17 protein-coding genes are annotated in these 22,470 nt (G+C 62.4%); 1 reads left to right on the forward strand and 16 read right to left on the reverse strand.

Going from position 1 to position 22,470, the window contains the following annotated elements:
- Positions 1 to 8: 8 nt before the first annotated feature.
- The 16 genes from ACAX43_RS12005 to ACAX43_RS12080 all read right to left on the reverse strand — a co-directional run bounded on the left by ACAX43_RS12005 (position 9) and on the right by ACAX43_RS12080 (position 20,440).
- Entirely contained in the window at positions 9 to 2,444 is a 2,436-nt protein-coding gene (locus ACAX43_RS12005; RefSeq protein WP_370708614.1) for a 3-hydroxyacyl-CoA dehydrogenase/enoyl-CoA hydratase family protein, read from the reverse strand.
- 114 nt (positions 2,445 to 2,558) lie between these two features.
- Complete coding sequence (locus ACAX43_RS12010) at positions 2,559 to 4,346, reverse strand: acyl-CoA dehydrogenase C-terminal domain-containing protein (RefSeq protein ID WP_370708616.1); 1,788 nt, start codon at positions 4,344 to 4,346, stop codon at positions 2,559 to 2,561.
- 96 nt (positions 4,347 to 4,442) lie between these two features.
- Complete coding sequence (locus ACAX43_RS12015) at positions 4,443 to 5,042, reverse strand: TetR/AcrR family transcriptional regulator (RefSeq protein WP_370708618.1); 600 nt, start codon at positions 5,040 to 5,042, stop codon at positions 4,443 to 4,445.
- 226 nt (positions 5,043 to 5,268) lie between these two features.
- The gene (gene clsB, locus ACAX43_RS12020) at positions 5,269 to 6,528 is read right to left on the reverse strand and encodes a cardiolipin synthase ClsB (RefSeq protein ID WP_370708620.1); all 1,260 of its coding nucleotides are present in this window, start codon (positions 6,526 to 6,528) and stop codon (positions 5,269 to 5,271) included.
- Entirely contained in the window at positions 6,525 to 7,028 is a 504-nt protein-coding gene (gene nudB, locus ACAX43_RS12025; RefSeq protein ID WP_370708621.1) for a dihydroneopterin triphosphate diphosphatase, read from the reverse strand. Before nudB ends, clsB begins: the two co-directional genes overlap by 4 nt.
- A gap of 176 nt (positions 7,029 to 7,204) precedes the next feature.
- Positions 7,205 to 9,004, reverse strand: coding sequence for an aspartate--tRNA ligase (gene aspS / locus ACAX43_RS12030; RefSeq protein ID WP_370708622.1), 1,800 nt, complete (start codon positions 9,002 to 9,004; stop codon positions 7,205 to 7,207).
- 64 nt (positions 9,005 to 9,068) lie between these two features.
- Positions 9,069 to 9,722, reverse strand: a complete 654-nt coding sequence (locus ACAX43_RS12035) for a DUF502 domain-containing protein (protein ID WP_370708623.1) — start codon at positions 9,720 to 9,722, stop codon at positions 9,069 to 9,071.
- A gap of 75 nt (positions 9,723 to 9,797) precedes the next feature.
- Positions 9,798 to 10,202, reverse strand: coding sequence for an FmdB family zinc ribbon protein (locus tag ACAX43_RS12040; RefSeq protein ID WP_370708624.1), 405 nt, complete (start codon positions 10,200 to 10,202; stop codon positions 9,798 to 9,800).
- Between the two features lie 178 nt (positions 10,203 to 10,380).
- The gene (locus ACAX43_RS12045) at positions 10,381 to 11,004 is read right to left on the reverse strand and encodes a methyltransferase domain-containing protein (protein WP_370708625.1); all 624 of its coding nucleotides are present in this window, start codon (positions 11,002 to 11,004) and stop codon (positions 10,381 to 10,383) included.
- A gap of 29 nt (positions 11,005 to 11,033) precedes the next feature.
- Positions 11,034 to 12,611, reverse strand: a complete 1,578-nt coding sequence (gene ubiB, locus ACAX43_RS12050) for a ubiquinone biosynthesis regulatory protein kinase UbiB (RefSeq protein WP_370708626.1) — start codon at positions 12,609 to 12,611, stop codon at positions 11,034 to 11,036.
- A gap of 15 nt (positions 12,612 to 12,626) precedes the next feature.
- Entirely contained in the window at positions 12,627 to 13,271 is a 645-nt protein-coding gene (locus ACAX43_RS12055; protein WP_370708627.1) for an SCP2 domain-containing protein, read from the reverse strand.
- Positions 13,272 to 13,405: 134 nt separating this feature from the next.
- Positions 13,406 to 14,395 carry a Tim44 domain-containing protein gene (locus ACAX43_RS12060; RefSeq protein WP_370708628.1) on the reverse strand — a complete coding sequence of 330 codons (990 nt, stop codon included), beginning with the start codon at positions 14,393 to 14,395 and terminating at the stop codon, positions 13,406 to 13,408.
- 38 nt (positions 14,396 to 14,433) lie between these two features.
- The gene (gene ubiE, locus ACAX43_RS12065) at positions 14,434 to 15,165 is read right to left on the reverse strand and encodes a bifunctional demethylmenaquinone methyltransferase/2-methoxy-6-polyprenyl-1,4-benzoquinol methylase UbiE (RefSeq protein WP_370708629.1); all 732 of its coding nucleotides are present in this window, start codon (positions 15,163 to 15,165) and stop codon (positions 14,434 to 14,436) included.
- A gap of 67 nt (positions 15,166 to 15,232) precedes the next feature.
- On the reverse strand, positions 15,233 to 15,646 hold the full coding sequence (locus tag ACAX43_RS12070) for a gamma-butyrobetaine hydroxylase-like domain-containing protein (RefSeq protein WP_370708630.1): 414 nt from the start codon (positions 15,644 to 15,646) through the stop codon (positions 15,233 to 15,235).
- A 239-nt stretch (positions 15,647 to 15,885) separates the two neighbouring features.
- Positions 15,886 to 16,314, reverse strand: coding sequence for an HIT family protein (locus ACAX43_RS12075; RefSeq protein ID WP_370708631.1), 429 nt, complete (start codon positions 16,312 to 16,314; stop codon positions 15,886 to 15,888).
- A gap of 34 nt (positions 16,315 to 16,348) precedes the next feature.
- Positions 16,349 to 20,440 (reverse strand): DUF3683 domain-containing protein, encoded by a 4,092-nt coding sequence (locus tag ACAX43_RS12080; protein ID WP_370708632.1) that lies wholly within the window; start codon positions 20,438 to 20,440, stop codon positions 16,349 to 16,351.
- A 501-nt stretch (positions 20,441 to 20,941) separates the two neighbouring features.
- On the opposite strand from ACAX43_RS12080, the gene ilvA reads away from it, so the two are divergent.
- Positions 20,942 to 22,465, forward strand: coding sequence for a threonine ammonia-lyase, biosynthetic (gene ilvA, locus ACAX43_RS12085; RefSeq protein ID WP_370708633.1), 1,524 nt, complete (start codon positions 20,942 to 20,944; stop codon positions 22,463 to 22,465).
- The last annotated feature ends 5 nt before the right edge of the window (positions 22,466 to 22,470 follow it).

Below are 22,470 nucleotides of genomic sequence, written 5' to 3' on the forward strand. Positions count from 1 at the left end.
GCCGTCGCTTAGTTGCGCACCGGCTTGCCGGTTTGCAGCATGCCCATGATCCGTTCCTGCGTCTTTTGCGTGCCGAGCAGATCGACGAACGCACGACGTTCGAGTTGCAGCAGCCATTCTTCGTCGACGAGGCTGCCCGCTTCCACGTCACCGCCGCACACCGCTTCCGCGATGCGGCTGGCGATCAGGAAATCGTGTTCGCTGATGAAACGGCCGTCGCGCATGTTGACGAGCGATGCCTTGATGGTCGCAATCGCCGAGCGACCCGCGACCGGTACTTGCGTGACACGCAGCGGCGGACGGTAGCCCGCGGCGGACAGTGCACGCGCTTCCTTCTTCGCAATGTCGAGCAGTTCGAACACGTTGAAGACGATCGTGTCGGACGGCTTCAGGTAGCCCATTGCGCGGGCGTCCAGCGCGGAGGCCGAAACCTTCGCCATCGCTGCGTTTTCGAACGACTTCTGCACGAACTTCAGCAGATCGTTGGTCGCGCCCGCTGCGGTTGCGGCATCCGCTGCGCGCAGTGCCGCTTCCTTCAGGCCGCCGCCCGCGGGCACGAGACCCACGCCGACTTCCACCAGACCGATATAGCTTTCAATGTGTGCCACACGCTTCGCGCTATGCAGCGCGAGTTCGCAGCCACCGCCGAGCGCGATGCCCGACACCGCCGAGATGACCGGGACGCTCGCGTACTTCACGCGCAGCATGCCTTGCTGGAACTTCTTCACGAACGGCTCGATGCCCTTGGCGCCGCCCATCATGAAAGCAGGCATGGCTTCTTCGAGGTTCGCGCCTGCCGAGAACGGGCCGCCTGGCGTGCCGAGTTTCAGCGACGCCGGCTGCCACACGACCAAGCCCTTGTAGTCCTTCTCGGCGAGTTCAATGGCTTGCGTCAGGCCATCGATCACCGACGGTCCGATCGTGTTCATCTTGCTCTTGAACGACACGATCAGGACGTCGTTCTCGCCCACACGATCATCGACCCAGGCGCGCACGGCGTCGGTTTCGAACAGCGTCTTGCCGTAGGTCTTCGGGTCAGCCGAGGTTTCGCCGACCAGCGGTGCGCGGAACACCTGCTTGTCGTAGACGCTAAGCGACGAACGCGGCACGAACGTCTTCGAAGCCGGCGACCAGGAGCCTTCGTTCGTATGCACGCCGCCCGTTTCGGCAACCGGACCTTCCAGCACCCACGAAGGCAGCGGCACGTTCGACAACGCCTTGCCCGCCGCGATATCTTCCTGCACCCATTCGGCGACCTGCTTCCAGCCGGCCGTTTGCCAACCTTCGAACGGACCTTCGTTCCAGCCGAAGCCCCAGCGAATGGCCAGATCGACGTCACGCGCGTTGTCAGCGATCGATTCCAGATGCACGCCGATGTAGTGATACACGTCGCGGAAAATCGACCACAGGAATTGCGCTTGTGGATGCTCCGATTCGCGCAGGAGCTTGAGACGCTCTGCCGCCGGGCGCTTCAGAATGCGGCCGACCAGTTCGTCCGCTTTCGCGCCGCCGTCGACGTACTCGCCCGTCTTCGGGTCGAGCACCTTGATGGCCTTGCCTTCCTTCTTGTAGAAACCGCCGCCGGTCTTCTGCCCCAGCGCGCCCTTCTTCACGAGTTCGGCCAGTACAGCCGGCGTCTCGTAGACCGGGAAGAACGGGTCGTCCTTCAAGGTGTCCTGCATCGTCTTGATGACGTGCGCCATCGTGTCGAGACCGACCACGTCCGCCGTGCGGAACGTTGCCGATTTTGCGCGGCCCAGACGCGAGCCAGTGAGGTCGTCCACTTCGTCGAATCGCAGGCCGAACTTCGCTGCTTCGGTAATCACGGCGAGGATCGAGAAAATACCGACGCGGTTGGCGATGAAGTTCGGCGTGTCTTTCGCCCGCACGACGCCCTTGCCGACCACGCTGGTCAGGAACGATTCGAGTTGGTCGAGAATTTCCGGGCGCGTGGTCGCGGTCGGAATCAGTTCGACCAGGTGCATGTAGCGCGGCGGATTGAAGAAGTGCACGCCGCAGAAGCGCGCCTTCAGTTCATCCGAGAAACCGTTCGACAGTTCGGTGATCGACAGGCCCGACGTATTGGTCGCGAAGATCGCATTCGGTGCGATATGCGGCGAGACCTTCTTGTACAGGTCGTGCTTCCAGTCCATCCGTTCGGCGATCGCCTCGATCACGAGGTCGCACTCGGCGAGCTTTTCGATGTCGTCGTCGTAATTCGCGGGCTGGATGTATTGCGCGTCGTCCTTCACGCCGAACGGCGCGGGCGACAGCTTCTTCAGATTCTCGATCGCCTTCAGGGCGATCGCGTTCTTCGGGCCTTCTTTTGCAGGAAGGTCAAACAGCAGCACGGGCACCTTGGCGTTGATCAGGTGCGCGGCGATCTGCGCGCCCATCACGCCGGCGCCGAGCACGGCTACCTTGCGAATGATCAGATTGCTCACGTCGTTCCTCCGGGGAGTTATGCGATGTCGCGAATGTCTCTCGTATGTTTCGCGATGTGTGGCGAGGCGGTGCGCCACGCTTTTGAAAAAGCGCGGCGCCTGCCTTGATGTGGCTTAGAACAGCGCTTCGTCGACTTCCATCATCGACTTCGAACCGGCGCGGGCCTGGCGGATCGTCATGGCCGTTTCCGGCAGCAGCTTCGCGAAGTAGAAGCGCGCGGTGGCGAGCTTCGCCTTGTAGAACGGGTCGCCCGAGGCTTCTTTGTCCAGCGCGATACGTGCCATGCGCGCCCAGAAGTACGAGAACACCAGGTGTCCCACGGTGCGCAGATACGGCACGGCGGCAGCGCCGACTTCGTCCGGGTTCTGCATCGCCTTCATGCCGATTTCCATCGTCAGCTTCTGCACCTTTTCGCCGATGTCGGCGAGCGGGTTGATGAACTCCTGCATTTCCGGCTTCACGCCTTCGGCTTCGACGAACTCCGACACCAGCTTGCCGAACTTCTTCATCTTCGCGCCCATGTCGCCAAGAATCTTGCGGCCCAGCAGATCGAGCGCCTGAATCGCGTTGGTGCCTTCGTAGATCATGTTGATGCGCGCGTCGCGCACGTATTGCTCCATGCCCCACTCGGCGATGAAGCCGTGGCCGCCGTAGATCTGCATGGCGTGGTTGGTGCTCTCGAACGCGTTGTCCGAAAGGAACGCCTTCAGGATCGGCGTGAGCAGCGCGACGAGGTCAGCCGCTTCTTTCCGCACCGATTCTTCGGCATGCGACAGTTCCTTGTCGATGTGCAGCGCGGACCAGTACGAGAATGCGCGCGCGCCTTCAGCGTAGGCCTTTTGCGTGAGCAGCATGCGGCGCACGTCCGGGTGGACGATGATCGGGTCGGCGGCTTTTTCCGGCGCTTTCGGGCCGGTCAGCGAACGCATTTGCAGACGCTCTTTCGCATACACCAGCGAGTTCTGGTAACCGATTTCGGTCAGACCGAGGCTCTGCATGCCGACGCCCAGACGCGCGGCGTTCATCATCACGAACATGGCGTTCAAGCCCTTGTTCGGCTCACCGACTAGCCAGCCCTTCGCGTTGTCGAGATTGATCACGCAGGTCGCGTTGCCGTGGATGCCCATCTTATGTTCAATGGAGCCGCACTTCACGCCGTTGCGCTCGCCCGGGTCGCCCGCTTCGTTCGGCACGAACTTCGGCACGATGAAGAGCGAAATGCCTTTGGTGCCATTCGGTGCGCCCGGCAGACGCGCGAGCACTAGGTGAACGATGTTCTCCGCGAGGTCGTGTTCGCCGCTGGAGATGAAAATCTTCGTGCCGCTGATCGCGTACGAGCCGTCGCTGTTCGGTTCTGCCTTGGTACGCAGAATGCCCAGGTCCGTGCCGCAGTGCGGTTCGGTCAAACACATCGTGCCGGTCCAAACGCCTGCGACCAGCTTGGGCAGATAGCGTTGTTGCAGTTCCGGCGTGCCGTGCGCATGCAGACATTCGTACGCGCCGTGCGATAGGCCCGGATACATCGTCCACGCCTGATTCGCCGAGTTCAGCATCTCGTACAGCGCGTTGTTGACGAATGCGGGCAGGCCCTGGCCGCCGTATTCCGGATCGCAGCCCAGTGCGGGCCAGCCGGCTTCCACATAGTGTTTGTAGGCTTCCTTGAAGCCCTTCGGCGTGGTCACGACGCCGTCGCCGGCGTACGTGCAGCCTTCCTGGTCGCCGCTATGATTGAGCGGGAACAGCACTTCGGAGCAGAACTTGCCGGCCTCTTCGAGCACGGCGTTGATCGTGTCCGCATCGAGATCCGCATGCTTCGGCATCTGCTTGATTTCGGCTTCGGCGTTAAGCAGCTCGTGCAAGACGAATTGCATGTCGCGCAGCGGCGCGGCGTACTGTCCCATGACTCTCTCCAAAGTTTGACAAGGAGCCAGGCCGTTAGCTCAGTCCGTGGATCGGACTTTCAGCGCCGCTGAATCTGCTTAAGTTCGGCGCCCCTGCTAGTGGCTTTCGCTCTGATACGAAACAATCAATTTTTCCAGCGCGGCCCACGTAAGACGCACTGCGTCCGGCAAGTGCAGGAAGCGTGCGTCGTGATGCAGGCCGAGCGTGAAGCTGTACAGTTCGAACAGCATCAGCTGCGGATCGGTATCGGCACGCAGATGCCCTTCTTCCATCGCCTGCGAAATCGCGCGAGTGAGCGCCGCACGCCAGATCGTCACGCTCGACACCAGTTGCTCGCGCACCGGGTTGTCCGCGCGGTCGTCGTACTCGACGGCGCCGCTGATGTAGATGCACCCAGTGGTGACTTCCTGAATGCGCTTCTCAATCCAGCGGGAAATCATCGCGCGCAAGCGCGGCAACCCACGAGACTCGCGCAAACTCGGAAAAAACACCTCGTCTTCAAAACGACGGTGATATTCGCGCACGACCTCGACCTGCAAATCCTCGCGCGATCCGAAATGCGCAAACACGCCACTTTTGCTCATCTGCATGCGCTCGGCCAGCAGGCCAATCGTCAGACCTTCCAGTCCGTCGCGGCTTGCCAGATCAAGTGCGGCTTCGAGAATCGCGACTCGCGTTTGTTCGCCTTTTCGCATAGCTTTTTACCGTTCTAATGTGACCGAAAGAAAATCGAACGGCCGTACTATTATTGAGTACCGCCGTCCGCGAAACAAGGACTTTATTAGAAACCGGTTTCTAACCTGGCTTCAATTCTGCGGCATCCGTCAATCAGAGGAAGGAGATTTTTTAGAGGCGTTCGCCTTCTTTTGTTTCCTTTCATTGACACCGCGCCCTTGCGCTCATGTGAGAGAGGAGGAGGCACTAGTCATAGCCGCCCACCGTCAACAGTTTCATCACGGCCCGGTAGCTGGTATAGGCGAGCCAGTTGAGGAGGCGCTCGCCGGTGGGACGGGCTTCGTAGCGCGCCTCGTCGATCCGGCGCGCATCCTTGAACGCTACCAGGATCGATTCGCGTAGCGCGTCGATCGACGGGTCGTTCACCAGCACCACGTTCGCCTCGTTGTTGAGCATCAGGCTCAATGCATCGAGGTTCGACGAGCCGACCGTCCCCCAGTTCGAATCCACCACCGCGACCTTGCCGTGCAGCAGGGTTTTCTCGTACTCGGCGATCTGCACGCCGGCTTTAAGCAGCGCACGATACAGGAACGGCACCGCGTAATCGAGCGCCTTGAACTCCTTGCGCCCGATGATGAGCTTCACGTCGACGCCGCGCCGCGCCGCGAACACCAGCGCGCGCCGCAGCTTGCGGCCCGGCATGAAGTACGGATTGGCCAGCAGCACTTCGCTGCGCGCCTGCCCGATGGCGGCCAGATACGCCTTTTCGATGGCGCGCCGGTTGATCAGATTGTCGCGTGCGACGAAGGCCACGCACGGTTGGCCGCCGGCCCATAGCGCCTCGTTGCGGCTGCGGCGGCGCCTGCGCAGCGTGCCGAGCGACATGGCGGTCTTCGGGCCGAAATCGGGCTCCAGCGATTCCAACGGCCGATGCCCGAAACGAATCCGTCGCCACTGGGCATCGAACGCCTGGCGGATGTCGGCGACCACCGGCCCGTGCAACTCGACTGCGAAATCCCAGCGCCGGTAAGGCAGCTTCTCGCCGTTGTTCTCGTAGTCGTCGACAATGTTGATGCCGCCGCAATATGCGAACTGATCGTCCACCACCGCCAGTTTGCGGTGCGTGCGCGAGAAGCCGAAGCGGCCGAACAGATGCGGGTTGTAGATGCGATGTTCGATGCCTGCAGGCGGCCATTCGTTGAGCATCGGCAAGCGCGCGGTACCAATGCCGTCGGTGATCACGCGCACCTTCACGCCGCGCGACGCGGCGCGCAGCAGTGCCGCGCTGACAGCCTTCCCCGCGTTGTCGTGGCAGAAGATGTAGGTTTCGAGAACGACGTCGTTCTGCGCGGCGTCGATACGTTCGATCAGCGCCGCGAAAAACTCGTCGCCGGAACGCAATAGCTTGACGTCGTTACCGCTGGTGAAGCGGTAACGCTGCCAGTAGCGGCGGCCGAGCAGCGTTTGACGGAGCCGCGCGAAACGGCGCGCGCCGCCGACGCTCACCGGGCACGCTCCTTGGGCTGTCCACCATCCAGGCGCCCAGCGAGCCGCTTTGGCAATTGCAGGATCGCATCGGCATTCGACGATGAAAAGCAGCGCGACGCCGCCTCTTCATACGGCAGCCACAGGAAGGCCGTGTGCTCACGCGGCGCGAGCGTCACCTCGAGCTGCTCAGGCACCTGCAGGCTGAACCAATGCTCGGTGTTATGGATCACGCCCTCGGCATAGCGATGCCGGAACTGCGGGTAAATCTCATACTCGATCGAGTACTGCCAGTCGAACAGCGCGCTTTGCGGCACCAGCATACTGCCGACCACGATGCCGGTTTCTTCGGCGACTTCGCGCGCGGCCGTCTCGATGAAGGGTTCGTCGAGCTGGTCTTTGGAACCCGTCACGGACTGCCAGAAACCTGCGTGATCGGCGCGCTCGATCAACAGTACGTCGAGCGCGGGCGTATGGATAACGACGAGTACGGATTGCGGGATCTTCGGCGGTTTCGGCATGGCTTGAAAACTGGGCGCAACGCTTGCGCGGTACATGTCGGCGAGTGGTCCGATGAACGGTCGAGACCGGTTGCTTCGACTGTAACGCAAAAAGCGAAAAAGGCGCATCGCGCCTTTTTCGTTTGCTTCTTTCGACTACGACTGCCGGATTTCAGGCAGCTTGAGTGTGGTTCAGCTTAGACCTTGGGTTCCGGCTGACGCAGACGGATGTGCAACTCGCGCAACTGGCGCTCGTCCACTTCGCTCGGCGCCTGCGTGAGCAGGCACTGCGCGCGTTGCGTCTTCGGGAACGCGATCACGTCGCGGATCGAGTCGGCACCGGCCATCATCGTGACAATGCGGTCCAGACCGAATGCGATACCGCCGTGCGGCGGCGCGCCGTATTGCAGCGCGTCGAGCAGGAAGCCGAACTTGGCTTGCGCTTCATCCGGGCCGATCTTCAGCGCGCGGAACACCTGGCTCTGTACTTCTTCACGGTGGATACGCACCGAACCGCCGCCGATTTCCCAGCCGTTCAGCACCATGTCGTAGGCCTTGGCGAGGCAGCGCGCCGGATCCGTTTCCAGATACTCGAGGTGCTCGTCCTTCGGGCTCGTGAACGGGTGATGCGCAGCGACGTAGCGATTGTCTTCCTCGTCGTATTCGAACATCGGGAAGTCGACCACCCACAGCGGCTTCCAGCCGCTTTCGACGAGACCGTTGGCCTTGCCGAATTCCGAATGACCGATCTTCAGACGCAGCGCGCCCAGGCTGTCGTTCACCACCTTCGCGCGATCCGCCGCGAAGAAAATGATGTCGCCATCTTGCGCGCCGGTGCGCTCGATGATCGCCTTGACCGCTTCGTCGTGCAGGTTCTTGACGATCGGGCTTTGCAGACCGTCACGGCCCTTCGCCACTTCGTTGACCTTGATCCACGCCAAGCCCTTCGCGCCGTAAATACGCACGAATTCCGTGTAGCTGTCGATGTCGCCGCGCGAGAGCTCGCCGCCCTTCGGTACGCGGATCGCCGCGACGCGGCCGTCTTTCGTGTTGGCCGGCGTGCTGAACACCTTGAAGTCGACGTCTTTGACGGCGTCGGTCAGGTCCGTGAATTCGAGCTTCACGCGCAAGTCCGGCTTATCAGAACCGAAACGGCGCATGGCTTCCGAATACAGCATGACCGGGAATTTCTCGGCCAGCGAAACGCCGATCGTTTCCTTGAACACGTGACGGATCATCGCTTCGAACAGATCGCGGATTTCCTGTTCCGACAGGAACGAGGTTTCGCAGTCGATCTGCGTGAATTCAGGCTGACGGTCCGCGCGCAGGTCTTCGTCGCGGAAGCACTTGACGATCTGGTAGTAGCGATCGAAGTTCGCGACCATCAACAGTTGCTTGAACAGTTGCGGCGATTGCGGCAGCGCGAAGAACTGACCCGGGTTGGTACGCGACGGCACGAGGTAATCGCGCGCGCCTTCCGGCGTGCTCTTGGTGAGCATCGGCGTTTCAATGTCGATGAAGCCGAGCGAGTCCAGATACTTGCGCACTTCGATCGCGACGCGGTAGCGCAGACGCAGGTTGTGCTGCATCTGCGGACGGCGCAGGTCGAGCACACGATGCGTGAGACGCGTGGTTTCCGACAGGTTGTCGTCGTCGAGCTGGAACGGCGGCGTGATCGACGCGTTCAGCACAGTCAGTTCGTGGCACAGCACTTCGATCTTGCCGCTTTTCAGCGCGGCGTTCGTCGTGCCTTCCGGGCGGTTGCGCACCACACCCTTGATCTGGACGCAAAACTCGTTGCGCACGCCTTCGGCTGTCTTGAACATCTCCGCGCGATCCGGATCGCAGACGACCTGAACGAGGCCTTCGCGGTCGCGCAGGTCGATGAAGATGACGCCGCCATGGTCGCGGCGGCGGCTTACCCAGCCGCACAGCGAGACGGTTTGGCCCAGCAGTTCTTCGGTCACCAGACCGCAGTATTCAGATCTCATCGACATGATGTTTGTCTTTCGTTATGCATTAGTTGAACGGCGCGCAGCAATCGAACACTGCGCACCGGCATTACAGCGGAGGCTCGACTGTCGTGCGGCGCACCGGCGCCGGCGGCGCGGACGGCGCCACGACGCCCATCGAGACGATGTACTTGAGCGCAGCGTCGACCGTCATGTCGAGCTCGATCACTTCGCTCCTCGGCACCATCAGGAAGAAGCCGGACGTTGGGTTCGGCGTAGTCGGCACATACACGCTGACGTGATCTTCTTTCAGGTGGTTGACCACGTCGCCGCCCGGAATGCCGGTCAGAAACGCAATCGTATAGGAACCACGGCGCGGGTACTCGATCAGGAGCGCCTTGCGAAACGCATTGCCGCTGCTCGACAACAAGGTGTCCGAGACCTGCTTCACGCTGGTGTAGATCGGGCCGACCACGGGAATGTGCGCGACCACGACTTCCCACCACTTCACGAGCTTTTGCCCGATGAAATTTTGCGTCAACAGCCCGACGACAAAGATGAACGCCAGCGTCAGCACCGCGCCGAGGCCCGGCAAACGGAAGCCGAGCGCGCGCTCCGGCTGCCATGAGGCCGGCAGCAGCAACAGCGTCTGGTCCATCGTGCCGATGATCAGGCCGAGCACCCACAGTGTGATAGCCAAAGGCACCAGCACCAGCAGGCCGGTCAGGAACACCGATTTGAGCGTCGTTTTTTTCGTCGTCATGTGTACCGCCAGAAAGCCGCGCGAGCCGCTACGCGGCGCGCGGCGTGTGCGCCGCCTGCGAGGGCGGCAGTCCCACTAGGCGCTGCCGGAACCGCTCGAACTCGCCGAAGCGGCCGGTGCGGCAGCAGGCGCGGCCGGCGTAGCGGCTGCGCTCGTTGATCCGGCTGTGGCCGTGCCGTTGGCCGAGGCCGTGTCGGATTTCGCCGCGCCGTCATTTCCGGCGGCAGCGTTTTCGGCCGAATTCGCATTCGAGCCGCCATTCGCGTCGGGCTTGGCCGGCGCGCCCGCGCCCCCATTACCACTGCGAAAATCGGTCACATACCAGCCGGAGCCCTTCAACTGGAAACCGGCTGCAGTCACCTGCTTGCGAAAGGTGTCTTTTCCGCACTCGGGACATTGCGTCAACTGGGGGTCGCTCATCTTCTGAAGCGCGTCCTTCCCGAAGCCGCATGACTCGCAACGATAAGCGTAGATCGGCATGAACTTTTCCCTACTGAAATCTTGTAAACGCTTGCAAAGCCTTGAATTATAGCCGCAAACGACACCCCTCCCCCGGATTTTGGGAACAGGCACCGGGGGCAGCCGACCTTCCTTTAAATGGGGGCGCCCGGTATCGAATCAAGGCCGGCTCGTGCCACCGCCAGGTGCGGCGGCGTTCTCACTCACGACGGCGCCAGCTCAGCCAGCGCTCACGTCCCGCAAAGACGGCGATCGAATCGTTCACGGCTTCGTCTTCGATCAGATCGAAGTTCGGCGTGAGCAACGCGTCGAGTTCGGTCCGTTCGATGCCGAAGGGAGGCCCTTTCGGCGTCGCGCCGAGAAAAAAGAAGCCCGCCAGCAATGCGCCCTTAGGCAACAGCTCGGCCATCCGCCGCACGTAGTCTTCGCGGCGCGCCACCGGCAACGCGCAAAGGAACGCACGCTCGTAGATCCACGCAGGCGTGAACGGCGGCTCGTATGTAAAGAAATCCGCCTGTTCGACCAGTTGCGCATGCTGCGCGCCCAGTTGCGCGCGCGCTGCCGCTACGGCGGCCGGCGAGAAATCAATCGCCCGGACCGTATTGCCCCGCTCGGCCAGCCAGAGCGCCTCGTAGGCACTGCCGCAACCGGGAATCAGCACCGCCGCGCCGGCGTGCCGGCTGGCGAACGACTGGAACGCCGACGGCACGCCAGCTTGATCCCATGGCGTGAAATGGCGTTCGAAGCGCTCGTCCCAGAACGCCGGGGAGTTGGGGTCGCGGGTCGCGAAGTCGGGCGCGGAGGGTTGAGTCGGGTCGCTCATGGAATGCCTCGTGTGGATCAGGAGCGGGCTCACCCGCCGTAAGCGAACGCCAGAAACGCCCGCGCCAGCACCGCGCCGACGCCCACCGCCACGCCGAACAACAGCAAACCTTGCAGCAACCGGTTGGTGCGCTTCTGCTCGAGCAGAATCTGGCGAATCATGTCGTCGTTCGCGCCGCGAGTGTTGTCGTGACGCTGAGCCAGCACGTGATGGATCAGGCGTGGCAACTGCGGCAGCGTCTTGCTCCACTGCGGCGCCTCGATCTTCAGCCGCTCGTACCAGCCGCGCAGGCCGATCTGCTCGTTCATCCAGCGTTCGAGATAAGGCTTGGCCGTCTTCCACAAGTCCAGTTCAGGATCGAGCGAGCGGCCAAGCCCCTCCACGTTCAACATGGTTTTTTGCAGCAGCACCAGCTGCGGCTGGATCTCGACGTTGAAGCGGCGCGAGGTCGAGAACAGGCGCATCAGCACCTGACCAAGTGAAATATCCTTCAGCGCGCGGTCGAAATACGGCTCGCAGACCGCGCGGATCGCGCTTTCCAGCTCTTCGACGCGGGTCGTGGGCGGCACCCAGCCGGACTCCAGATGCAGCGTGGCGACACGATGGTAGTCGCGCTTGAAGAACGCGAGGAAATTCTGCGCGAGGTAGTTCTTATCGAAGTCCGACAGCGCGCCGATGATGCCGAAGTCGAGCGCGATATAGCGGCCGAAGTGCGCCGGATCGAGGCTCACCTGAATGTTGCCCGGGTGCATGTCGGCGTGGAAAAAGCCGTCACGGAACACCTGCGTAAAGAAAATCTCGACGCCTTCGCGCGCCAGCTTCGGAATATCGACACCCGCCGCGCGCAGCGTCTCTACCTGGCTGATCGGCACGCCGACCATGCGCTCCATCACCAGCACCGTGGGCGTGCAGAACTCCCAGTACATCTCCGGCACCAGCAGCAGATCGAGTCCGGCGAAGTTGCGGCGTAACTGGCTGCCGTTGGCCGCCTCGCGCATCAGATCGAGTTCGTCGTGCAGGTATTTGTCGAATTCGGCGACCACCTCGCGTGGCTTCAGGCGCTTGCCGTCGGCCCACAGACGCTCCGCCCACACGGCGATGTCGCGCAGCAAGGCAAGGTCGGAGTCGATCACCGGCAGCATGTTCGGGCGCAGCACCTTCACGGCGACCGCCTTGCCCGCGTGCTGGCCTGCTTTCACCTTCGCAAAGTGAACCTGCGCGATCGACGCACTCGCCACCGGGACCCGCTCGAAATCGTCGAACAGTACGTCCACCGGCGCACCCAGCGACTTCTCGACCAAACCGATGGCCACCGCCGAATCGAACGGTGGCACCTGATCCTGCAACTTGGCCAATTCGTTCGCGATATCGACCGGCAGCAAATCGCGCCGCGTGGACAAAACCTGCCCGAACTTGACGAAGATCGGCCCGAGGCTTTCGAGCGCGAGCCGCAAACGCACGCCTGGCGGCGCGTCGAACTTGCGGCCGATCGTGGTGACACGCAGCAGCAGACGCACGCGCCGGTCGTTGACGCGGCTGAGCATCATCTCATCGAGACCGAAGCGGATGACCGTAAAGAAAATTTTGAAGAAACGCAGAAAACGCATAGTTGTGCCCGGTGACTAGCGCGTGCCGCGCAACGTGGCGGCGCCGCCCGGCGCATTGGCGCCGCGGGCTTCGACCTTCTGTTCGAGACGCTCGATGCGCTTTTCCACGCGTGCCAAAGCATCGCGGGCGTGGGCCAGTTCGACGTTGAAGTTCTCCAGCGCGGCGCGCCGCACCAGTTGCGGATTTTCGTCGAGCAGGTATTCGGCGGCTGTGTCGAGCAGATTGCGCCCGGTGCGCCGCGCATGCTCACCGACCGTGCGCACCACCGACGCGACCCGCCACGCCGGAGCGTCGCCGATCAGCTTGGCCAGATCCTCCTCCGGCTCCCAACGCAGATGCTCGGCAAGCTTGGCGATCACCGTGGCGAACTCGGCATCGCCTTCGATCTTCACATGCTTCATGACGGCGGCCTGGCCACCCTGAACAAAGGCCGGCAACGCGTCGGACGGCACCGAGATGGCCACATCGAACTGTTGCGCCTCGGTTTCGCCGACCGCGCTCAGATAGCCGTCCGGTTGCACCAGCAGCATCAGCACGACCGGCGGACAGGACAGTCTCGCGGTTTTGCCCGCGTACGGGGCGAGGCGCTCGCGAGCCCACGATTCGCGGGCGAGCAGATGATTGACAGCAGCAGCGAAGGGCTTGGCGGCGAGGGTCATTGAAGGTGGCAAGAAAAAACCCGCGCGGGCGAGGTGCCCGCGCGGGTTCCTATTGTAACGTCCGTTCGCTTCGCGGCCTGCTATGCCGAACGGCCAATGCTTTGTGCGACGTCAGGACGGCGGCCGGCGCTGTCTCAGTGCTGCGCGACCTGCTGAATGCCGGCGAGCAGCCAGCCTTCGCCGGCGCGGTTCGACTTCGTCAGGTTCCAGACTTCGACGAACGGCTCGGCTGCCGCGCCCGCCGATTCGCGGATCAAGCCAGAGAAGCGCACGCTGGCGAAGTTTTCGGTCGCGCGTTCTTCAACGCCCAGCAACTCCGCGTTCAACTGCACCACGTCCGTCTGATTGGACTCGGCACCGCGCGAGCCCAGATCGACCTTCACTTCGGCGAACATTTCCGGCGTGGTGAATTCGCGGATGTCTTCCGTGTTGCCAACGTCCCATGCGGCTTGCAGTCGCACGAAGTAGACCTTGGCGTTACGCAGGAACGCCTCGGAGTCGAAGCCGGCGGGCAAGGTCGGCGCGGCGCCCACGGACGGCGTGGTCAGCGGGTTGCCTTGCGGTTCGAGGTACGAGCCGGTGGGCGGAGCGCTGTAGCGCGGTTCCTGAGTGTAGCCGGTGCCGCCCGAATTCAGCGACGGCGAGCCGCCGGCGTACGCCGGTTGCGCCGTATCGCGCTTGCGGCCCAAGAAGCGGCGGATCAGCCAGATGCCGATCATCGCGATGACCGCGATCACGATGATGTTGGCCATGGCGCCGGCAAACGCGCCGCCCAGACCGAAATGCGACAGCAATGCGGCGATACCAAGACCGGCAGCCAGACCGGCGATCGGCCCGAGCCAGCGCGAGCGGTTAGGCGCGGCCGGGGCTGGCGTAGGCGCAGGGGCCGGCTGGGCGCGCTGCTGCATGGCTTGATTGCTTTGAGAAGGCTGCGACGGGGCCGACTGTTGCTGAACCGTGTTCGACTGACGGCCAATGCTACGGCCGCCGCCCATGCGGCGGGCTTCCGCATCGAGCGAGGCGAGAGAACCGGCCATGATCAGACCGACCATCGCGATCAGTCCGATTCTTCTCACCAACGACCTCGAAACCTTACGGGGAGATAACACACCTGAATCGGACATTTTCGTACTTTCCTTTAAAAATCGATGGGTTAGGAACCTTAGTATTTGGTCCCCACATGTAAAGCTACCACGCCAGCTGACAAATTGTAATATTTGACGCCGTCCAGGCCGGCTTGTTCCATCATTGTTTTTAAAGTTTCCTGGTCCGGATGCATCCGGATCGATTCCGCCAGATAGCGGTAGCTCTCCGCGTCTTTTGCGAAACGGTCGCCAAGCCACGGCAACACCTTGAACGAATAGACGTCGTAGACCTTTTTAAGCGGATCCCACACCTTCGAAAACTCCAGCACCAGCAGACGGCCTGCCGGTTTCAGCACGCGGCGCATCTCGGCCAACGCCACATCCTTGTGCGTCATATTGCGCAAGCCGAATGCCACGGTCACCACGTCGAAGTAATTGTCCGGGAAGGGAATCTTTTCGGCGTCACAGAGCAACGCCGGCGTGATCACACCCTTGTCCAGCAAGCGATCGCGGCCCACACGCAGCATCGATTCGTTGATATCGGTGTGCCACACTTCGCCGGTCTCACCCGCCTGTTTGGCGAACGCCTTCGACAAATCGCCCGTGCCCCCCGCGATATCGAGCACTTTGAATCCCGGCCGCACGTTGGCCTGGGCGATCGTGAACATCTTCCACGCCCGGTGCAAGCCGCCCGACATCAGGTCGTTCATCAAGTCGTAGTTGGAGGCGACCGAGTGGAACACCCCCGCCACCTTCCGCGCTTTTTCCTGTTCGTCGACCGATTGAAAGCCGAAGTGGGTTTTGCTCATCGCGCTGGTCCTTTCGCGTATTCTGAAATGTTGCGCCGCATCGGTGCGGCGATCAGGGCGAATCGTATCAGTGACAGTGCCCGTGCGCAGCACCGGCTGGCGCCATTGGCGTATCGCGGTCGATGCCGGCCGCTTCCAGCTTAGCGAGATAGTCGCGCCAGAGTTCATCCTGACGGACTGCAAGGTCGTGCAGCAGGTCCCAGGAATAGATGCCGGTCGCGTGCCCGTCGGAGAAAGTCGGCTGCACTGCGTAGTTGCCGACGCCTTCGATCATCGTGATCGTCACGTCGCGCTTGCCGGTTTGCAGCGTTTCCTGGCCGGGCCCATGGCCCATCACTTCCGCCGACGGAGAATACACGCGCAGGAGTTCGAACGGCAGGCGATACGTTTCGCCGTTTGCGTACTGCAATTCGAGCACGCGCGATTTGGAATGCACGACCACGCCGGTCGGCACCGGAGTATCGGGAGTCAATCCACTCATGATGACCTCATAAGAAAACGCCGGGCCGCCCCAAGTTTTCGTACCCCCTCGGGGGGCCTGACGCGAAGCGACAGGTTTGGGGGCATTCATCGTAACGCCGGGCCGCCCCAAGTTTTCATACCCCCTCGGGGGGCCTGACGCGAAGCGGCAGGTTTGGGGGCATTCATCGTAACGCCGGGCCGCCCCAAGTTTTCGTACCCCCTCGGGGGGCCTGACGCGAAGCGGCAGGTTTGGAGCACTCAGCCCAGCGCTTGTTCGATTTCCTGTCGCACCGCTTCGCGCAGCAAGGTAGCCTGCGCGCGGCGCGACGACAGCATGGCCTCGGACACCGTGCGTTGGCGCGGCGCCCAGATGGGCAGGGGAAAATGTGCGTCGTTCGAAAAACGCGGAATCACGTGCCAATGCACATGCGGCACCTGATTGCCGAGGCTCGCCAAGTTGACCTTGACCGGTTGCATGATGCGCCGCATCGCACGTTCGACCGCGTACACGGCTTTCATCACGCGATCGCGGTCGCTTCCGGCCAGATCGGAAAACTCGGCCACATGCTTGTTCCAGATCACGCGGCACAAGCCCGGGTAATCGTGTTCGTCGGTGAGGACAACACGCAAGGTGTCGTCCTGCCACAGCACATCGCCGCCATCTTCACGGCAAAAAACGCATTCCATCGTCGTCCTCAGGCAAATATCGTCAGTCGTGCCATTAAACCAGCACGCGCTCGATTCCGCCATTGTTCGCCCGTTGGACGTAGTCCGCCATCCAGTCTTCGCCCAACACGTGGCGCGCCATCTCGACGACGATGTAGTCCGCCTCGGTGCCCGCGTCTTCGTTGTAACGCGACAGGCCTTGCAGGCAGGACGGGCAGCTCGTCAGGATCTTCACCTCGGTGGTGCCCTTAGGCTGCGGCCCGTCGCCGGCCTTGAGCACGGAGCCGTTCGCACCCGCCGAGCCGGCCGAGGCATTGGCCGGATTGATCCCATTCGCGCCCGCTTCACCCACCAACGGAATACCGCGCAGTTTCGCCGCGCCTTTACGCATTTCCTCTTCCTTGCGGAAGCGGACTTGTGTCGAAATGTCAGGGCGCGTCACCGCGAGCGTGCCCGATTCGCCGCAGCAACGATCATTCTTCTCGATCTTGTAGCCGTCGTTCTCCGAACCCATCAGCTGGTTGACGAGCTTGACCGGATCCATCGTCTTGATCGGGGAGTGGCACGGGTCGTGATACATGTAGCGCACGCCGTTCACGCCTTCAAGCTTGATGCCTTTCTCCAGCAGAAACTCGTGGATGTCGATGATCCGGCAGCCCGGGAAAATCTTCTCGAATTCGTAACCGGCGAGCTGGTCGTAGCACGTACCGCACGACACCACCACCGTCTTGATGTCGAGGTAGTTCAGCGTATTCGCGACGCGGTGGAACAGCACGCGGTTATCCGTGACGATCTGCTCGGCCTTGTCGAACTGGCCCGAGCCGCGCTGCGGGTAACCGCAACACAGGTAGCCCGGCGGCAGCACGGTTTGGACGCCCGCTTCCCACAGCATGGCCTGGGTCGCGAGACCGACTTGCGAGAACAGCCGCTCGGAGCCGCAGCCCGGGAAGTAGAACACCGCTTCCGTATCGGCGGTGGTCGTCTTCGGATTGCGGATGATCGGGACGATCTTGTTGTCCTCGATATCCAGCAAGGCGCGTGCCGTTTTCTTCGGCAGATTGCCCGGCATCTTCTTGTTCATGAAGTGGATCACCTGCTGCGTGACCGGCGGCTTGCCGACCGTTGCCGGCGGGTGCGCCGTCTGCTTCTTCGCGAACTTCTTCAGCATGTCGTTGCCGAAGCGCTGCGCCTTGTAGCCGATGCCCATCATCGCGGTGCGCGCGAGGTTGATGGTTTGCGGGTTGGTGGCGTTCAGGAAGAACATGCCGGCCGCGTTGCCCGGATTGAACTTCTTCTTGCCCATCTTGCGCAGCAGGTTGCGCATGTTCATCGTCACGTCGCCGAAGTCGATCTTCACCGGGCACGGCGTCACGCATTTGTGACAGACGGTGCAGTGATCGGCGACGTCGTTGAACTCGTCCCAGTGCTTGATCGACACGCCGCGGCGGGTCTGCTCTTCGTACAGGAACGCCTCGACCAGCAAGGACGTAGCGAGAATCTTGTTACGCGGGCTGTACAGCAGGTTCGCGCGCGGCACGTGGGTTGCACACACCGGCTTGCACTTGCCGCAACGCAAACAGTCCTTGATCGACTCGGAGATGGCTCCGATATCGGACTGCTGCATGATCAGCGATTCGTAGCCCATCAGGCCGAAGCTCGGGGTGTAGGCGTTGCGCAGATCGGCGCCTGCGAGCAGCTTGCCCGCGTTGAAGCGGCCATGCGGGTCGACACGCTGCTTGTACGCGCGGAATTCGCCGATTTCGTCCTCGGTCAGGAATTCGAGCTTGGTGATGCCGATGCCATGCTCGCCGGAAATCACGCCGTCGAGCGAACGCGCCAGCTTCATGATGCGCGCGACCGCCGTGTGGGCGTCCTGCAGCATCTCGTAGTTGTCGGAGTTGACCGGCAGGTTCGTGTGGACGTTGCCGTCGCCCGCATGCATGTGCAGCGCGACGAACACGCGGCCACGCAGCACCTTCTTGTGAATCGCCTGGGCTTCTTCGAGAATCGGCTTGAACTCGCCGCCATTGAAGATTTGGCGCAACTCAGCCCGAATCTCCGCCTTCCACGACACGCGCACCGTACGGTCTTGCGTGATATGGAACACGGTGGCATCCGGCTGCGCGTCGACGCGATCGGCGAACTTCTCCGCCAGCCCTTCGTAGCCCAAGCCGACCAGATAATGCTGCGCCTCGCGCAGCGACAAATCGAGCTTGTCGCGCAGGAATTCCCAACGCCTGCGCACTTTCTTCAACAGATCGAGCGCCTGTTGCACGCGATCTTCGAGCAGTTCGGCGCTCGGGATTTCATTGGCGTCGTCGCTCTTGCCGAGCGGCAGCTTGCCGCCCATGAAGAACGCTTCGAGCGCGTCGACCAGTTGCAGCTTGTTCTTGATCGACAACTCGATGTTGATACGCTCGATGCCGTCGGTGTACTCGCCCATGCGGTCGAGCGGAATCACCACGTCTTCGTTGATCTTGAACGCGTTGGTGTGCTTCGCGATCGCGGCAGTGCGGCTACGGTCGAGCCAGAAACGCTTGCGCGCTTCAGCGTTGACCGCGACGAAGCCTTCGCCGCTCTTGCCGTTGGCCATGCGCACGACTTCCGAGGTGGCCTGCGCCACCGCGTCCGCATCGTCGCCGACGATGTCGCCGATCAGCACCATCTTGGGGAACGCGTTGCGCTTGGACTTGGTGGCGTAGCCGACCGCGCGCAGATAGCGCTCGTCCAGATGCTCGAGGCCGGCGAGAATCGCGCCGCCCTGCTTCGACGTTTCGAACAGGTAATCCTTGATCTCGACGATGCTCGGAATCGCCTCGCGCGCCTGGCCGAAGAATTCGAGGCAGACCGTGCGCGTATGCGCCGGCATCTTGTGCAGCACCCAGCGCGCCGACGTGATCAGCCCGTCGCAGCCTTCCTTCTGCACGCCCGGCAGACCGGCGAGGAATTTGTCGGTGACGTCCTTGCCCAGCCCTTCCTTACGGAACACACGGCCCTTGATATCGAGTGCTTCCGTGCGCAGCAGCTTTTCGCCCGGCGCGGAGTTGCCGTCGAACCACTTCAGTTCGAAACGCGCGACTTCGATGTCGTGAATCTTGCCGAGGTTGTGGTCCAGACGCGTGACTTCGAGCCAGTTCCCTTCCGGGTCGACCATGCGCCACCAGGCGAGGTTGTCGAGCGCCGTGCCCCACAACACCGCCTTCTTGCCGCCCGCATTCATCGCGACGTTGCCGCCCACGCAGGACGCATCCAGCGAGGTCGGGTCCACCGCGAACACATAACCGGCCTGCTCGGCCGCTTCGGTCACGCGGCGCGTGACGACGCCGGCGCCGGAGAAAATGGTCGCCACCTTGCGATCGACGCCTGGCAGTTCGGTCAACTCGACCGCGCCGAGTTGTTCGAGCTTTTCCGTATTGATGACGGCCGAGAACGGCGTGAGCGGCACCGCGCCGCCCGTGTAGCCCGTGCCGCCGCCGCGCGGAATCACCGTCAGACCGAGCTCGAAACACGCCTTGATCATGCCGGCGATCTCGGCTTCGGTGTCCGGCGTCAGCACGACGAACGGGTACTCGACGCGCCAGTCGGTCGCGTCGGTCACGTGCGAGACGCGGGACAGGCCGTCGAACTTGATGTTGTCTTTTTCCGTGACGCGGCCCAATACCTTGGTCGCGCGACGGCGCAGATCGAAGGTCTTCTGGAATTCGCTTTCGAAATCGTCGACCGCGCGGCGTGCGGCCGCGACCAGCGTTTCGACGCGAGCGGCCCGATCGACACCGGCTTCATCACCGTGCTCGACCAGATCGGCGCGACGGCGCTTTTCGATCTCTGTGAGACGGTGATGCAGGGCCTCGATCAGCATCGCGCGGCGCTTCGGATTGTCGAGCAGATCGTCTTGCAGATACGGATTACGGCGCACGACCCAGATGTCGCCGAGCACTTCGTACAGCATCCGCGCCGAGCGGCCGGTGCGGCGTTCAGCGCGCAGTTCGGCCAGGGCCGCCCAGGCTTCGTCGCCTAGCAGACGGATGACGATTTCGCGGTCGGAAAACGACGTGTAGTTATAGGGAATTTCGCGCAGACGCGCTTCAGGATCGGCGGCCACCGCAGTGGCGGCCCCGTGCGGATCGAAAACTTGAGGTGCGTTCATGTTCGGACGACTCGGTGGGTCAACCGGGCGCGCTCATGGGTGAGGCGTCGGCTGACGGTGCGCGTGGAGCGCAATGCTGGAAATTTTCTTGGGGAGCGAAGCGCAACCGACGGCCTACCCACATCGGTCGCTTCGCGGCGCTCAAAGACAGCTACACGATCGTGCGTGCCGGACGAGACGCTCCGCCGCGGGACAAGACTCACGCGGGACGGGCATCAAATGAGCGATCCGAGGCTGCCAGTGCATCTTCCGATCCTTATTCCAAAATGGAATTCTACCCCATGATCCAGCAGCGCGTTGATGCCCGAAATCGGAGCTGTGGCGGGGCTTTGGGCGCTTTTGTGCTGGATGGCGCCGCCAGCGCATGCGAAGAATTCTCCGACCGAACGGTCGGGATGGCCTTTACCGACGGCCCTCGCGGGCACGCGGAAGGCCAGAGCGCCCACCGTTGGCGCTATCATTGACCCTTTCCCGTCTCACAAAGCGCACCGCGCCACCCGCATGGCTTCCCACGACTATCTAAAGAAAACCCTGACCGCGCGCGTCTACGACGTGGCCCGCGAGACCGAACTCGAACGTGCGCCGAATCTGTCGGCACGGTTGCGCAATCCTGTCTATCTGAAGCGCGAGGACAATCAGCCGGTGTTCTCGTTCAAGGTGCGCGGCGCGTACAACAAGATGGCGCATATTCCGGCCGAAGCGCTGGAACGTGGGGTGATTACCGCGTCGGCGGGTAATCATGCGCAGGGTGTGGCGCTGTCCGCGGCACGGATGGGCGTGAAGGCGATCATCGTGGTGCCGGTGACGACCCCGCAGGTGAAGGTCGACGCGGTGCGCGCGCATGGCGGGGCGACGGTCGAAGTCGTGCAGTTCGGCGAGTCATACAGCGATGCGTACGGGCACGCGGTAAAGCTGCAGGAAGAACGCGGCCTGGCCTTCGTGCACCCGTTCGACGATCCGTACGTGATCGCCGGCCAGGGCACGGTCGCGATGGAAATTCTCAGCCAGCACCAGGGGCCGATCCATGCGATCTTCGTGCCGATCGGCGGTGGTGGACTGGCGGCAGGCGTTGCCGCATATGTGAAATCCGTGCGCCCGGAGATCAGGGTGATCGGCGTGCAGACCGACGATTCATGCGCGATGGCGGCTTCCTTAAAAGCCGGCGAACGGGTCACGTTAAATGAAGTGGGCCTGTTCTCGGACGGCACCGCGGTGAAGCTGGTCGGCGAAGAAACCTTCCGCCTGTGCAGCGAATATCTCGACGACGTCCTGCTCGTGAACACCGATGCCTTGTGCGCGGCGATCAAGGACGTGTTTCAGGACACCCGCAGCGTGCTGGAGCCGGCCGGCGCGCTGGCTGTGGCGGGGGCCAAGCAGTATGTCGAACGCGAAGGTCTCGAAGACCAGACGCTGATCGCGATCACGTCCGGCGCGAACATGAATTTCGACCGCATGCGTTTCGTGGCCGAGCGCGCCGAAGTCGGCGAAGCACGCGAAGCCGTGTTCGCCGTGACGATCCCCGAAGAGCGCGGCAGCTTCCGCCGCTTCTGCGAACTGGTGGGCACGCGTAGCGTCACCGAGTTCAACTACCGGATTGCGGACGCGAATTCAGCGCATATCTTCGTCGGCGTGCAGATCCGCAACCGCAGCGAATCGGCGCAGATTGCCGGCGCATTCGAAGCGCACGGATTCGCCACTGTCGACCTCACGTTTGATGAACTCTCGAAGCAGCATATCCGCTACATGGTCGGTGGCCGCTCGCCGCTGGCGCATGACGAACGTCTGTTCCGTTTCGAGTTTCCTGAGCGGCCGGGCGCGCTGATGAAGTTCTTGTCGTCGATGGCGCCGAACTGGAATATCAGCCTGTTCCACTACCGCAACCAGGGCGCGGACTACAGTTCGATTCTGGTGGGCATTCAGGTGCCGGAGAGCGAGAACCGCGAATTCGAGCGCTTTCTCACGACGCTCGGTTATCCGTACTGGGAAGAGACGCAGAACCCTGTTTATCGCTTGTTCCTCGCTTGATCTTT

Source organism: Paraburkholderia sp. IW21, assembly GCF_041321145.1.
GTDB lineage: Bacteria > Pseudomonadota > Gammaproteobacteria > Burkholderiales > Burkholderiaceae > Paraburkholderia.

What these genes read in the sequence shown, in the direction of transcription:
- ACAX43_RS12040 (WP_370708624.1), bottom strand. Translation starts at nt 10,202, where the DNA reads ATGCCGATCTACGCTTATCGTTGCGAGTCATGCGGCTTCGGGAAGGAC.
- ACAX43_RS12070 (WP_370708630.1), bottom strand. Translation starts at nt 15,646, where the DNA reads ATGAGTGGATTGACTCCCGATACTCCGGTGCCGACCGGCGTGGTCGTG.
- ubiE (WP_370708629.1), bottom strand. Translation starts at nt 15,165, where the DNA reads ATGAGCAAAACCCACTTCGGCTTTCAATCGGTCGACGAACAGGAAAAA.
- aspS (WP_370708622.1), bottom strand. Translation starts at nt 9,004, where the DNA reads ATGTCGATGAGATCTGAATACTGCGGTCTGGTGACCGAAGAACTGCTG.
- ACAX43_RS12060 (WP_370708628.1), bottom strand. Translation starts at nt 14,395, where the DNA reads ATGTCCGATTCAGGTGTGTTATCTCCCCGTAAGGTTTCGAGGTCGTTG.
- ACAX43_RS12035 (WP_370708623.1), bottom strand. Translation starts at nt 9,722, where the DNA reads ATGACGACGAAAAAAACGACGCTCAAATCGGTGTTCCTGACCGGCCTG.
- ACAX43_RS12075 (WP_370708631.1), bottom strand. Translation starts at nt 16,314, where the DNA reads ATGGAATGCGTTTTTTGCCGTGAAGATGGCGGCGATGTGCTGTGGCAG.
- ACAX43_RS12055 (WP_370708627.1), bottom strand. Translation starts at nt 13,271, where the DNA reads ATGACCCTCGCCGCCAAGCCCTTCGCTGCTGCTGTCAATCATCTGCTC.
- ACAX43_RS12015 (WP_370708618.1), bottom strand. Translation starts at nt 5,042, where the DNA reads ATGCGAAAAGGCGAACAAACGCGAGTCGCGATTCTCGAAGCCGCACTT.
- ACAX43_RS12045 (WP_370708625.1), bottom strand. Translation starts at nt 11,004, where the DNA reads ATGAGCGACCCGACTCAACCCTCCGCGCCCGACTTCGCGACCCGCGAC.
- ilvA (WP_370708633.1), top strand. Translation starts at nt 20,942, where the DNA reads ATGGCTTCCCACGACTATCTAAAGAAAACCCTGACCGCGCGCGTCTAC.
- ACAX43_RS12080 (WP_370708632.1), bottom strand. Translation starts at nt 20,440, where the DNA reads ATGAACGCACCTCAAGTTTTCGATCCGCACGGGGCCGCCACTGCGGTG.
- ACAX43_RS12010 (WP_370708616.1), bottom strand. Translation starts at nt 4,346, where the DNA reads ATGGGACAGTACGCCGCGCCGCTGCGCGACATGCAATTCGTCTTGCAC.
- nudB (WP_370708621.1), bottom strand. Translation starts at nt 7,028, where the DNA reads ATGCCGAAACCGCCGAAGATCCCGCAATCCGTACTCGTCGTTATCCAT.
- ubiB (WP_370708626.1), bottom strand. Translation starts at nt 12,611, where the DNA reads ATGCGTTTTCTGCGTTTCTTCAAAATTTTCTTTACGGTCATCCGCTTC.